The sequence below is a fragment of the Xanthomonas sp. SI genome (assembly GCF_014236855.1).
Lineage (GTDB): Bacteria > Pseudomonadota > Gammaproteobacteria > Xanthomonadales > Xanthomonadaceae > Xanthomonas_A.
The window spans coordinates 1,405,841-1,418,727 of the sequence record NZ_CP051261.1 but is presented as its reverse complement, the minus strand read 5'-3'; the positions used below and the strand labels follow the sequence as shown (position 1 = coordinate 1,418,727).

The window sequence follows — 12,887 nt, the reverse complement described above, 5'->3', positions numbered from 1 at the left end:
ATTCGTTAGAGCGGCACGTCGGTTTCGCTATTTAGTGCGCCCACCGAAGTGGCGATATCTGCCTGCCACAAACAACCGAACCGCCGTCGCTTCTACCAATCCCGAATCCCCAATCCCCAATCCCAGCTCTCAATCAATACCGCTTGATCCCCGCCACCGTGCAGCCCTCGATATGCGCATGCGCGGACGCCGCGTTCTCCTTCTGCCCGCGGGCCAGGCGCGACTGCTCGATGGTGGCCCAGTGGCGCCGGCACAGCGGACCGGTCTGCGAGCCCAGGTCCACGGCGCGCTTGGCGAAGACCTCGGCGCCCGCGTCGTCCTTCAGCAGCAAGGCCAGTTCGGCGCGGTCCTGCAGCAGCGCCGGATCTTCCGGCACCAGTTGCAGGGCCTGGTCCAGCGCCGCCGCCGCGCCGGCCAGGTCGCCGGCCGCGCGCTTGCGCTTGGCGCTGTCGCGCAGGTCCTCGACCTGCGGATCGCGCAACGGCTGCACGCTCAGTTCGGTGTCGTCGGCACCGCCGCTGGCGTCGATCACGGCCACGCGCTGCGCCGGGGTAGTGGTGTCCACCGGCGGCGGGGGCGGCGGCGGCGGCGCGCTGACGCAGGAGGCCAGCAGCAGGCTGAGCGCGGCGATGGCGACGGTAGGGGCGTATCGGGTCATGGCAGGCATCCGTGGATCATTGCGCCGGAGGGGTGGACGCCGCGTCGGCGGGCGGCGTTTCTTTCTTCTTGTCCAGGCCGAACCAGCTGCGCCAGCCGCCGCCACGGCTCTGCTCGCCCTCGGCGGCGGGCTGGCCTTCTTCGGGCAGCGCCTGCGGCGGCGCGCATGGCGCAAACGCCGGGGCGAAGCCGACCACGAACGGGAACTGGCGCGCGCCGGGGCAGCTGGGATCGGTGCTGTTGCTGCCGGCCGGGTCCATCCATTGCCAGTCGATGCCCTTGCCCTGCACCTTCAACGGCGAACTCGGCAGCCGCGCGAAGATGCCCGACCATACCCGCATCGCGCCGGTGGCGCCGTACAGGCCGGTCTGCTTGTTCTGGTCGTTGCCGATCCAGATCACCGCCAGATGATCGCCGGTGTAGCCGGCGTACCAGCTGTCCACGCCATCGTTGCTGGTGCCGGTCTTGCCGGCCGGGGTCAGCTTGCCCAGGCCGTCGCCGAGCAGCTGCCGCGCGGTGCCGTTGCTGACCACCTGCTGCAGCGCCAGCCCGACCAGGTTGGCGGCGACCGAATCGCCTTCCTGCGCCGGCGCCGGAGCCTTGTCGTAGCGCTTGAGCAGCTTGCCCTGCGGATCGAGCACGCCGCGCACCGCGTGCAGCGGCTGGATCTCGCCGCCGGAGGCGAGGAACTGGTACAGCTGGGTCATCGCGTACGGGCTCTGGTCGGTCGCGCCCAGGATCAGCGACGGATTGTTCTCGGCCTCGAGCCCGGCCAGCACCTTGATCAGCTGCGCCACCCGCTCCGGCCCGACCTGCATGCCGATCCGCACCGTGGCCTGGTTGTACGAATGCGCCAGCGCATCGACCACCCGCACCGTGCCGTGGCTGCGGTTGTCGGAATTGCCCGGGGTCCAGCGCTTGCCGCGGCTGAGCTGCACCGTCACCGGCGAATCGTCGACCCAACTGGCCAGCGAGTAGTGGTCCGGCTGCGCCAGCGCCAGCAGATACACGAACGGCTTGAGCAGCGAGCCGACCTGACGCTGCGCCTCGATCGCGCGGTTGAAGCCAGGCTGCGACACGTCGCGGCTGCCGACCACCGCCAGCACGTCGCCGTTGTGGGTGTCGGTCAGCACCAGCCCGGCCTGCAGCGGCGGGCGCTTCTTGTTGGTTTCCAGCGCGGTGAGGGTGCGGGTCACCGCGCCTTCGGCATAGGCCTGCGCCGACGGCGACATGCCGGTCAGCACGCTCAGCCCGGCGCCCTGCAGCGCGCTTTCCGGGTAGTCGCGCGCCAGCTGGCGGCGCACCAGGTCCACGTAGGCCGGGAAGCGGTTGGCCGCGACCAGTCCCGGATTGGCCGGCACGCCCAACGGCGCGGCCAGCGCCTTGCGGTAGGTGGGTTCGTCGATCAGCTCGCTCTCGCGCAGCTTGCCGAGCACGAAATTGCGCCGGTCCATCGCGCGCTCGGGGAAGCGCCGCGGGTCGTAGTACGACGGCCCCTTGACCAGGCCGATCAGCAACGCCACCTGCTCCGGCGGCAGCGAATCCAGTTCGCGCCCGAACCAGAATTCCGCGCCCGAAGCCACGCCGTGGATCGCCTGGCTGCCGCGCTGGCCCAGGTAGACCTGGTTCAGATAGGCCTCGAGGATGGTGCGCTTGTCGTAGCGCGCTTCCATGATCAGCGCGTACAGGATCTCGTTGAACTTGCGGGTGAGCGTCTGCTCCTTGCCGATGCCGAGCAGGCCGCTGCGCGCCAGCTGCTGGGTCAAGGTGCTGGCACCCTGCCGGCTCTTGCCGCCGGAGCGCACCATCACCCACGCCGCGCGCACCATGCCGCTGAGGTCGATGCCGTGGTGGTAGTTGAAGTCGCGGTCTTCCACCGCCTGCAGGCCGGTGACCAGCAGCTCGGGCACTTCGTCCACCCGCACCAGCCGCCGCTCTTCCTGTTTCTGCCCGTACAAGGTGGCGATGCGCGCCGGATCCAGCCGCGCGGCGGTCAGCGACTTGCGCGTCTGCGCATCGCGCAGCGCCGCCACGCGGCCGCCGGACAGGCTCACTTCCACGCGCCTGGGCGCGACCCGGCCGTCCACGTCGATATAGCCGCGGCTGGCGATGACGAAGCGGCTGCCGTCCTGCTGGTAGGTGCCGGGACGCTGCGCGCCGGCGTCCTCGCGGTAGCTGGCCGCGTCCAGTTCGGTCTTCAGCGTCTGCGCATCCATCGCCGTGTCCGGCGCCAGCCCCAGCGGGCGGGCGTAGACCCGGGTCGGAATCTGCCAGCGCAGTTCGCCGAAGCGCTGCGTCACCTGCTTGTTCAGATAGACCGTGTACGGGATCAGGAAGCCCAGGCCCAGCGCGGTGGCCGCCAGGCCCCAGGTGAGCAGGCGCCGGCGCCAGGGCGAGGCGCCGCTGTCGAGATCGTCGGTGTCCTGATCGTCGGTGTCGTTGTCGTCGTAGCGTCGTGGCACGGGGATGCGAGAATGTAAATTCCGGCGAGTCTAGCGCAGGCCAGCAGGCAGCGCGGCGCGGGGTCCCATTTGTTTAAGCTGGAGTTGCAACGGATGTCGATGTCCTGGGCGAACCTGCGCTACGCCCTGAACCGTTTTGCCGGCCTGTTGCGGCGCGGCCTGGCCAGCCTGCGCGCGCGCGGCTGGCGCAGCACCTGGCAGCGGCTGCGGGTGCATGCGCAGCCGTTGCCGCCGCCGCGGCGCACGCTGTTCGCGGTCGCGCCGCAGCCGTTCGCCGCCTTCGCGGTGCCGGCCAGCGACGCGCCGCTGGTCAGCATCGTGATCCCGGTCTACAACCACGTCGCGCATACCCTCGCCTGCCTGCGCGCGCTGGCCGCGCACCCGCCGGCGGCGGCCTGCGAGATCCTGGTGATCGACGACGGCAGCAGCGACGAGACCATTCACTGGCTGCCGCAACTCCAGGGCCTGCACTACCACGTACGCAGCCAGAACGGCGGCTTCATCGCCACCTGCAACGACGGCGCGGCGCGCGCGCGCGGACGCTACTTGGTGTTCCTCAACAACGACACGGTGCCGCAGCCGGGCTGGCTGGACGCGCTGCTGGACACCTTCGCGCAGGTGCCGCAGGCCGGCCTGGTCACCGCGCAGCTGCTGTACCCGGACGGACGCCTGCAGGAAGCCGGCGGCGTGGTCTTCGCCGACGGCAGCGCCTGGAGCTACGGCCGCTTCGAATCGCCGGACGATCCGCGCTACGCCTACCTGCGCGACATCGATTACGGCGCTGGCGCGGCGCTGGCGATCGAGCGCCAACGCTTCCTGGCGCTGGGCGGCTTCGACACGCGCTACATGCCGGCCTACTACGAAGACACCGACCTCGCCTTCGCCGTGCGCAAGGCCGGACTGCGCACCCTGCTGCAGCCAGCGAGCCAAGTGGTGCACGACGAGGGCACCAGCAACGGCACCGATACCGGCAGCGGCATCAAGGCCTATCAGGTGCGCAACCGCGGCGTGTTCGCGGCCAAATGGGTCGATGTGCTGGCGCAGCAGCTGCTGCCAGGCACCACGCCAACCCCGGCGCAACTGCACCGGCAGCAGCGCCAGGTGCTGATCCTCGACGAGGCGGTGCCGCAGCCGGACCGCGACTCGGCCTCGCTGCGCCAGCTCAACCTGATCCGCCTGCTGCTGCAGGAAGGCGCGCACGTGGTGTTCGTGCCCAGCGGCCGCGAGTACGCCAGCCGCCACAGCGAGGCGCTGCAGCGGCTCGGCGTGGAGGTGTGGTACGCGCCGTACCTGAAGAGCGTGAGCGGGTTCCTGCAGCAGCACGGCGCGCGCTTCCATGCGGTACTGCTGGTACGCCACCATGTCGCCCACGCCTGCCTGCCGCTGCTGCGCCGCTTCGCGCCGCAGGCGCGGCGACTGTTCGATACCGTCGACCTGCACTACCTGCGCGAGCGCCGCGGCGCCGAGCTGGCCGGCGACGCACGGCTGCTGCGCGAGGCCGAACGCACCCGCACGCGCGAGCTGGAGGTGATGGCCCAGGTCGATGTCACCGTGCTGGTCAGCGGGGTCGAGCGCGAACAGCTGCAACGCGAGGCGCCGCAGGTGCGCACCGCGCTGATCTCCAACCTGCACGAGGTGGCCGGACCGGGCCTGCCGTGGGCGCAGCGCCGCGATCTGGTGTTCGTCGGCGGCTTCCGCCATGCGCCCAACGTGGATGCGGTGCGCTGGTTCCTGCACGAGGTATTCCCGCCGCTGCGCGCGCTGCTGCCGGAGCTGCACTTCCACTGCATCGGCGCCGACATGCCCGACGACATCCGCCGTCTCGGCGCGGCCACACCCGGGGTGGAATTGCACGGCTACGTACCGGACATCGCCGCCTACATGGACGAGATCCGCATCGCGGTGGCGCCGCTGCGCTTCGGCGCCGGGGTCAAGGGCAAGGTCAACCTGAGCATGGCGCACGGGCAACCGGTGGTGGCCACGCCCTGCGCGGTGGAAGGCATGCACCTGCGCCACGGCGAGGACGTGCTGATCGCCGACAGCGCGCCGCAGTTCGTCGCCGCACTGGCGCAGCTGTACACCGACGAGGCGCTGTGGAACACGCTCGCCGGCAACGGCCTGCGCAACATCGCCACTCACTTCTCGCTGGACGCGGCGCGCGCCACGGTGCGGCAGGTGTTTCTGGACTAGGAGTGCTGCGATTCGTTGACGCCCGACAGAACCGGACAGAAGCGGCGCTGGCTGGAGTCGGGCCATCGACCGGATGCGCTACCGGTAAGGCGTCGCGGCTGAAGCCGCTCCTACAGAAGCTTGCAGCGAACTTGCTGGGTGCACTGTAGGAGCGGCTTCAGCCGCGACAAACGAAGCGGTGGATCCAACGGTTTCGGATTGCGTCCGAAGAAGCGCAAGCAGTATGCCGGCCAGCTTCTGCAGGAGCGGTTGCGGCGTCCTCGGGTAATCAACCGCGACAGAAACAGCAAGCTTTGGCGTCGCTGGCACTGGAGCCTCCTGCAAGGTCGGGCGCGACACAAAACCGCTCAACCCCCAGGCGACAAACTCCGCAAGCGGCGCTCGAACGCGGCGAGTTCCGGTGTGCCCGGATCGATCGCGCGGGCGCGGCGCAGGGCTTCGCGCGCGAAGTCGGCATCGCCGGCGCTCAGGCGCTCGTCGCCGACCGCGAGCCAGCGCTGCGCCAGGCGCCGGCGTGCCGCGGCTACGCCGTTGCCGCCCGGCGCCAGCGCACGCCAGGCGTCGTAGCACGCGCTCGCCGCCAGCACCCGATTGCCCCGCAACTCGTCGTCGAAGCAGCGCCGCAGCGCCGCCAGCACACGCTGCTCGGCACTGCGCACGCGCACATCGCGCGGCGCCAGCACCTGCGCCGCCTGCAGCGCGTCGTAGGCGCTGCTGCCTGGCGGGGTCAGCCAGTCGCCGCGCGCCTCGGCCGCCTGCAGCTGCGTCAGCACTGTCTGCAGCCGGCGCGCGCGCGCGGCGGGCGACAGCGGCGAATGCAGCGTGGCCTGGCTTTGCCGCGCACGCGTCAGCGCCTGCCGCGCGTCGGCCAGCGCACGGTTGTCGGGCGCTATCGCCTGCCCCTTCTGCAGCGCGCGCTCGGCCTCGGCGAAACGGAAATCGGCCGCGGCGCGCGTGGCCTGCGCCGCATACGCCGCGGCCACGCGTTCCTCGCCATCGCGCACGCCGGCCGCATCGGGGGCCGCGGCACGCAGCTTGGCCAGGGCGCGCGCCGCGGCGTCCGGCCGCTGCCGGCGCAGCGCGGCATCGGCTTCGCGCTGCAAGGCTTCCAGCGCGCGATTCAGCGCCGCCTGCGCCGCCGGCAGGTCGACGTGTCCGGGATCGTAGTCGCGGGCGCTGTCCACCAGCGCCGCGGCCGCCGCCACGTCGCCGCGCGCCAGCGCCGCCTGCGCGCGCTGCAGCAATTCCGACAAGGCATCCTCGCGACCTTCCAGTGCCTCGGTCCGTTCCGGTGCGAACTCCAGCACCTGCCGGTACAGCGGCAGCGCCGCGTCGGGCGTGCCGTCCAGGCGGCCCTCGCGCTGGGCCTGCGCCGCCTTTTGCAGCAGTTGGTCGAGCCCGGCATGCGCCGCCTCGCGCTGGCGCAAGGCGGCGTCGATGCGATCGGCGTCGGCGCGCGGCACCTGCAGCGCGCGCGCCAGCGCCAACGCCGAGCGCACCTGCGCATAGCGCCCGGCGGCCAGCGCCGCACGCGCCTGGCCGAGCGCGGCGCGGCCGGTCGCGGCCAGCCCGGCCCGCGCCTGCGAGCGGTCGCCGTCCAGCGCCAGCGCCGCCTCGTAGCGCTCGCGCGCGCCGCTGCCGTCGGCCGCGCTGAGGCGGCCGGCGCGCAATGCGGCGTTGCCCTGATCGAGCAGTTGCTGGATACGCGTTTCCGGCCACAGCAGATCGGCCAGCGGGCGGCGGAACACCACCAGGGTCATCGCCACCAGCAGCAAGGCCGCCAGCACGCAACGCCAGACACGGCGATCGCGCCACAGCGGCACCGACCGTTGCGGGCGCCGGCGTTCGTCCTTGATCTGATCTGGCGGCTTGCTCACCGCGCAAGCTTAGCGTGCGTGCATGGCAAGACCATGCATGCGCACGCAGCGCGCGGCCCGGGTCAGCCCAGACGCCGCGCCTCGTCCACCCCGGGCAGCGCGTCGAGCTTGCCGAGCAAGGTGGACAGCTGACCGTAGTCGCCGACCTTCAGCCGCAGCCGCAGCTGGGTACGGCCGCTGTCGCGCACGTTGTCGCTGTTGATCTCCAGCACGTGCGCGTCCTCCTGTGCGATCAGGTTGGTGATGTCCTTGAGCAGCCAGCGCCGGTCCATCGCCCGCACCAGCACGTCCACCTCGTAGCCGCCGCCGGCCTGGCCCCACTCCACCGGCAGCACCCGTTGCGGGTTGCTGGCGGCGAGCCGGGCGAAGGACGCGCAATCGACGCGGTGCACGGTGACGCCGCGGGTGCGGGTCAGGTAGCCGGCGATCGGCTCGCCGGCCACCGGCTGGCAGCAGCGCGCCAGTTGCACCAGCAGGTTGCCCACGCCCTGCACGGTGAACTTGGACTTGGCCAAGCCGCTGCGGCGCGCGGTCGGCCGCGGCAGCGCCGGCGCGGCTGGCTGCGCCGCAGCGCGTTCGGCCTCGTGCAAGGCGCGGCCGACCTGGCTGGGGCCGACGTCGCCCAGCGCGACCTGGATGTACAGCTCCTCGATGCCGTCGGCATGGAACTTCTTCGCCGCCGGCAGCAGATCGGCATGCTGCAGGCCCAGGCGCTTGAGTTCGCGCTCGAGCAGGTCCTTGCCGGCCTGCACGTTGCGCGCGCGATCGAGCTTGTGGAACCAGGCGCGCACCTTGTCGCGCGAACGACCGCTGGCCAGGTAGCCGTTGGCCGGCAGCAGCCAGTCGCGGCGCGGCTCGGCCTCCTTGCCGGTCAGGATCTCGACGCGGTCGCCGCTGCGCAGCTTGTGGGTCAGCGGCACGATGCGGTTGTTGACCTTGGCGCCGCGGCAGCGATGCCCGACCATGGTGTGCACGTGGTAGGCGAAATCCAGCGGTGTGGCGCCCTGCGGCAAGTCGATCACCTCGCCCATCGGGGTCAGCGCATACACCCGGTCCTCGACCAGTTCGGCATCCAGCGCGCCGGCCAGCCCGCCCTGCTCGCCGTCCTGCGACTGCTCCAGCAGTTGCCGCATCCAGGTGATCTTGCGGTCGAACGCCTTCTCCGCGCCCTTGCCGCCTTCCTTGTACTTCCAGTGCGCGGCCACGCCCAGCTCGGCCTGCGCGTGCATCTCGTGGGTACGGATCTGCACCTCGATCGTGCGCCCTTCCGGGCCGACCACGGCGGTGTGCAGCGAGCGGTAGTCGTTGGCCTTGGGCCGGGCGATGTAATCGTCGAACTCGCTGGGCACCGGCGCCCACAGCGCGTGCACCACGCCCAGCGCGGCGTAGCAGGCGGCGACATCGTCGACCATCACCCGCACCGCGCGCAGGTCGTACAGCTGGTCGAAGGCCAGCCGCTTCTTCTGCATCTTCCGCCAGATGCTGTAGATGTGCTTGGGCCGGCCGCTGATCTCCGCCTGCAGGCCCTGCTCGCCCAGCGCCTTGGACAGCAGCTTCTTGACCGCTTCGATGTAGCGCTCGCGCGCCACCCGGCTCTCGTCCACTTCGCGCGCGATGCGCCGGTAGGTGTCCGGCTCCAGGTGGCGGAACGCCAGATCCTCCAGTTCCCATTTCAGCTGCCAGATGCCCAGCCGGTTCGCCAGCGGCGCGTGGATGTCGCGGGTCAGCTGCGCCAGCGCGCGACGCTGCGCCTCGGGCAGCTTGTCGGCCACGCGCATCTTCGCCAGCTGCCGCGCCAGCAGGATCGGCACCACACGCAGGTCCTGCACGATCGACAGCAGCAGCCGGCGCAGGCCCTCGCTGTTGCGCCCGGCCTCGCGCCCGGCGTGCAGCGCCCAGACCTGGTCGGCCGCGTCCTGGCCGTCGAGCAGGCCGACCACCGCCTGCGCCCGCGCCGGCGGCGCGACCGGCAACTGCGCCAGCTGCGCACGCAAGCCGGGCAGGTCGAACAGCAGTGCGGCCAGCAGCGCCGCTTCGTCGGCGGACAGCAGCGCCAGCGCGTCCAGCGTATCGGCCAGCACCGGCCATGGCGCGCGCGCGGTCTGTTCCGGCTGCGCCTGCCAGGTCTGCAGCAGTGCCTCGCGCAGCGCGGGCGCCAGCGCAGCGGCGGCCGGACGCTGCAGCAGCGCCTCCAGGCCGGGATGGGGAGAGTGATTCAAGGACGGATGGTCGTGACGAAGCGGTGCTGCCTACACTAGCGCGCTTGCGCGCCTGGCCACAATTGCGCGCCGCGCGGACCGCCGCGACCGCATACGCACCGGAAGCTCATTGTGACCGGCTTGCGACTTGGCCGGCCTTACCGGAAATTTCACACCACCCGTAAGGGGCAAGCCTATTCTCGAAACCGACGCCGCGCTCCGCTGAAACCGATGTCGTCGTCGTCGCCCTGTGATCCCACCCGAAGAGGAACGCCCATGAAGAAGTGGAACAAGCCTGTGATCCGCGAAATCTGCGTCGGTGCGGAAATCAACTGTTACGCCTCCGGCGAGCTTTGATCGCGTGACAGCCCCGTTCCCGAGACGATGCGTGACCGGCCAGGCGCCGTAGACGGAGGCCGGATGCACCTCATCGTATTGGGATCGGCGGCCGGCGGCGGGCACCCGCAATGGAACTGCCACACACCCGCGAGCCTGCGGGCATGGCAACAGCTTGCGGGTGCCCAACGTCGTACTCAGGCCAGCATCGCGGTCAGCGCCGACAACCAGCGCTGGCTGTTGATCAACGCCTCGCCCGATTTCCGCCAGCAACTGCTGGCGACCCCGGCGCTGTGGCCGCAACGCGACCTGCGCCATTCCCCGATCGAAGCCGTGCTGCTGACCAGCGGCGAGATCGACCATATCGCCGGCCTGCTGTCGATGCGCGAAAGCCAGCGCTTCGACCTGCATGCCAGCGGCCGCGTGCTGGACCTGCTGGCGCAGAATCCGATCTTCGACGCGCTGCACCCGGCCTACGTGCAGCGCCATGCCTTCGCCCTGGACACGCCGCTGTCGCTGCTCGGCCTGCAGGTGACCCCGTTCGCGGTGCCGGGCAAGGTGCCGCTGTTCATGGAAAGCCGCCACAGCGGCGACCTGGCCGGCTCCGACGAGGAGACCTTGGGGCTGACCATCGACGATGGCCACCATCGCTTCCACTACATTCCGGGCTGCGCGGCCATGACCGACGCGCTGCGGGCACGCCTGCGCGGCGCCGAACTGGTGTTCTTCGACGGCACCCTGTGGCGCGACGACGAACTGGTGCAGCTCGGGGTCAGCGCCAAGACCGGCCAGCGCATGGGCCATCTCAGCATCGATGGCGAGGCCGGCACCCTGAGTACGTTCGCCGACCTGGACGTGGCACGCAAGGTCTTCATCCACATCAACACCACCAACCCGATCCTCGACGCCGGCTCGGCCGAGCGCGCGGCAGTGGCCGCGCACGGCTGGGACGTCGCCCACGACGGCATGGCCATCACCCTGTGAACACTCCCCCTGCGAGCATCCGCCCGTGAACGCATTGCTGAGCCCCGAGCAGTTGGAAGCGGAACTGCGCGCGATCGGCGCGCGCCTGTACCACGACCAGCATCCGTTCCACGCGCTGCTGCACAGCGGCCGGCTCGAACGCGGCCAGGTCCAGGCCTGGGCGCTGAACCGCTACGAATACCAGCGCTGCATCCCGTTGAAGGACGCGGCGATCCTGGCGCGGATGGACGATCCGGCGCTGCGCCGGATCTGGCGCCAGCGCATCGTCGACCACGACGGCAGCGCCGAGGGCGAAGGCGGCATCGCGCGCTGGCTGCACCTGACCGACGCGCTGGGCCTGGACCGCGAGCTGGTGCAATCCGGCCGTGCGCTGCTGCCCGGCACCCGCTTTGCGGTGCAGGCCTACCTGCACTTCGTGCGCGAGAAGAGCCTGCTGGAGGCGATCGCCTCGTCGCTGACCGAGCTGTTCGCGCCCGGCATCATCGGCCGCCGGGTCGCCGGCATGCTGCAGCACTACGATTTCGTCTCGCGCGAGGCGCTGGCGTATTTCGAACACCGCCTGCACGAGGCGCCGCGCGATTCGGACTTCGCCCTGGACTACGTCAAGCGCCACGCCGACACGGTGGAAAAGCAGCAACTGGTGCAGGACGCGCTGCGCTTCAAGTGCGGCGTGCTGTGGTCGCAGCTCGACGCACTGCACTTCGCCTACGTGCAACCCGGCGTGGCCTGGCCGGAGGCATTCGTCGCCGCACCGGCGCAGGCGGCGGCATGAGCGCCTTGGCGCCCGACAGCTGCCCGCGACTGGCGGTCGGCGTGCGCCTGCAGCACGACCGCACCCGCGCGCAATGGGTGCTGCTGGCGCCGGAACGAGTGGTCGAACTGGACGAGATCGCGCATGCGATCGTCTCGCGCTGCGACGGTGTGCGCTCGCTGGCGGCGATCGCCGCGGAACTGGCCACGGAGTTCGACGCCGATCCGGCCGAGGTCGAGCGCGACGTGCTCGAACTGGCCGCGGACCTGCACCGCAAGCGCCTGCTGCGCGCATGAACGCGACCGTGCCGCCGCCGCTGTCGCTGCTGCTCGAGCTGACCCACCGCTGCCCGCTGGCCTGCCCGTACTGCTCCAACCCGATCGCCCTGGCCGCCCTGCGCGAGGAGATGGACACCGCCGGCTGGCGCTCGGCGCTGGACCAGGCCGCGGCGATGGGTGTGCTGCAGGCGCATTTCTCCGGCGGCGAACCGATGCTGCGCAAGGACCTGCCGGAGCTGGTCGCGCATGCGCGCGGGCTGGGCCTGTACAGCAATCTGATCACCTCCGGCGTGGCCGGCGGCGCGCCGATGCTGGCGCAACTGGCGGCCGCCGGGCTGGAACACGTGCAACTGAGCGTGCAGGACGCCGACGCCGCCAGCGCCGACTTCATCGCCGGCTACCGCGACAGCCTGGCCAAGAAGCGCGCCTTCGCCGCCGCGGTCACCGCGCTCGGCCTGCCGCTGACGATCAACGCGGTGATCCACCGCCACAACGCCGAACGGGTGCCGGCGATGATCGAGCTGGCGCTGGAACTGGGCGCCGAACGCCTGGAAGTGGCCCACACCCAGTACTACGGCTGGGGCCTGCGCAACCGCGCCGCGCTGATGCCCAGTCGCGCGCAGATCGACGCCACCGTGGTCGCGGTGACCGCGGCGCGCGAACGGCTGCGCGAGCGGCTGACCATCGACTTCGTCACCCCCGATTACTACGCGCACCGGCCCAAGGCCTGCATGGGCGGCTGGGGCCAGCGCTTCGTCAACATTTCCCCGCGCGGCGACGTGCTGCCCTGCCACGCCGCCGAAACCCTGCCGGACATGGTGTTCGAAAACCTGCGCGAGCGGCCGCTGGCGGCGATCTGGCAGGACGGCGAGGCGTTCGCCCGCTACCGCGGCACGGCGTGGATGCCGGAGGTGTGCCAGGGCTGTCCGAAACGCGAGATCGACTGGGGCGGCTGCCGCTGCCAGGCGCTGGCGCTGAGCGGCGACGCGGCCACGCTGGACCCGGTCTGCGAGCGCGCGCCGGAGCATGCCGACCTGCAGGCGCTGGCCCAGCGCGAGGCGGCCGGCGCGGCGCCGGAATTCGTGTACCGGCGTCCGGCGCGGCCGCACGCCGCCACCGAGCCAGGCACCGGCTGAGCGTCGGATCGCCCTGTC

9 protein-coding genes are annotated in these 12,887 nt (G+C 71.2%); 5 read left to right on the top strand and 4 right to left on the bottom strand.

The window, feature by feature from the left end; translation table 11 throughout:
- Positions 1-133: 133 nt before the first annotated feature.
- Positions 134-658 carry a hypothetical protein gene (locus tag HEP75_RS05975; RefSeq protein ID WP_185825787.1) on the bottom strand — a complete coding sequence of 175 codons (525 nt, stop codon included), beginning with the start codon at positions 656-658 and terminating at the stop codon, positions 134-136.
- Between the two features lie 16 nt (positions 659-674).
- Positions 675-3,119, bottom strand: coding sequence for a penicillin-binding protein 1B (gene mrcB / locus HEP75_RS05970; RefSeq protein WP_185825786.1), 2,445 nt, complete (start codon positions 3,117-3,119; stop codon positions 675-677).
- 93 nt (positions 3,120-3,212) lie between these two features.
- Between mrcB and HEP75_RS05965 the strand changes: the two genes are divergently transcribed.
- Positions 3,213-5,309, top strand: a complete 2,097-nt coding sequence (locus HEP75_RS05965) for a glycosyltransferase (RefSeq protein WP_185825785.1) — start codon at positions 3,213-3,215, stop codon at positions 5,307-5,309.
- Positions 5,310-5,656: 347 nt separating this feature from the next.
- Here HEP75_RS05965 and HEP75_RS05960 read toward each other — a convergent pair whose 3' ends face one another.
- Positions 5,657-7,186: a hypothetical protein gene (locus tag HEP75_RS05960; RefSeq protein ID WP_345776775.1), complete on the bottom strand. Its 1,530-nt coding sequence runs from the start codon at positions 7,184-7,186 to the stop codon at positions 5,657-5,659.
- 62 nt (positions 7,187-7,248) lie between these two features.
- Positions 7,249-9,405, bottom strand: a complete 2,157-nt coding sequence (locus tag HEP75_RS05955; protein WP_185822511.1) for a bifunctional (p)ppGpp synthetase/guanosine-3',5'-bis(diphosphate) 3'-pyrophosphohydrolase — start codon at positions 9,403-9,405, stop codon at positions 7,249-7,251.
- 399 nt (positions 9,406-9,804) lie between these two features.
- On the opposite strand from HEP75_RS05955, the gene pqqB reads away from it, so the two are divergent.
- Genes pqqB through pqqE form a run of 4 tightly spaced genes read left to right on the top strand, consistent with a single transcriptional unit; the run spans position 9,805 to position 12,869 of the window.
- Positions 9,805-10,704 (top strand): pyrroloquinoline quinone biosynthesis protein PqqB, encoded by a 900-nt coding sequence (gene pqqB, locus HEP75_RS05945; protein ID WP_185825784.1) that lies wholly within the window; start codon positions 9,805-9,807, stop codon positions 10,702-10,704.
- A 25-nt stretch (positions 10,705-10,729) separates the two neighbouring features.
- Positions 10,730-11,476, top strand: coding sequence for a pyrroloquinoline-quinone synthase PqqC (pqqC, locus tag HEP75_RS05940; protein ID WP_185825783.1), 747 nt, complete (start codon positions 10,730-10,732; stop codon positions 11,474-11,476).
- Complete coding sequence (pqqD, locus tag HEP75_RS05935) at positions 11,473-11,751, top strand: pyrroloquinoline quinone biosynthesis peptide chaperone PqqD (RefSeq protein WP_185825782.1); 279 nt, start codon at positions 11,473-11,475, stop codon at positions 11,749-11,751. Before pqqC ends, pqqD begins: the two co-directional genes overlap by 4 nt.
- Positions 11,748-12,869, top strand: a complete 1,122-nt coding sequence (gene pqqE, locus HEP75_RS05930) for a pyrroloquinoline quinone biosynthesis protein PqqE (RefSeq protein WP_185825781.1) — start codon at positions 11,748-11,750, stop codon at positions 12,867-12,869. The genes pqqD and pqqE overlap by 4 nt, the downstream gene beginning before the upstream one ends.
- Positions 12,870-12,887: the final 18 nt, after the last annotated feature.

What these genes read in the sequence shown, in the direction of transcription:
- HEP75_RS05975 (WP_185825787.1), bottom strand. Translation starts at nt 658, where the DNA reads ATGACCCGATACGCCCCTACCGTCGCCATCGCCGCGCTCAGCCTGCTG.
- HEP75_RS05965 (WP_185825785.1), top strand. Translation starts at nt 3,213, where the DNA reads ATGTCGATGTCCTGGGCGAACCTGCGCTACGCCCTGAACCGTTTTGCC.
- pqqB (WP_185825784.1), top strand. Translation starts at nt 9,805, where the DNA reads ATGCACCTCATCGTATTGGGATCGGCGGCCGGCGGCGGGCACCCGCAA.
- pqqD (WP_185825782.1), top strand. Translation starts at nt 11,473, where the DNA reads ATGAGCGCCTTGGCGCCCGACAGCTGCCCGCGACTGGCGGTCGGCGTG.
- pqqE (WP_185825781.1), top strand. Translation starts at nt 11,748, where the DNA reads ATGAACGCGACCGTGCCGCCGCCGCTGTCGCTGCTGCTCGAGCTGACC.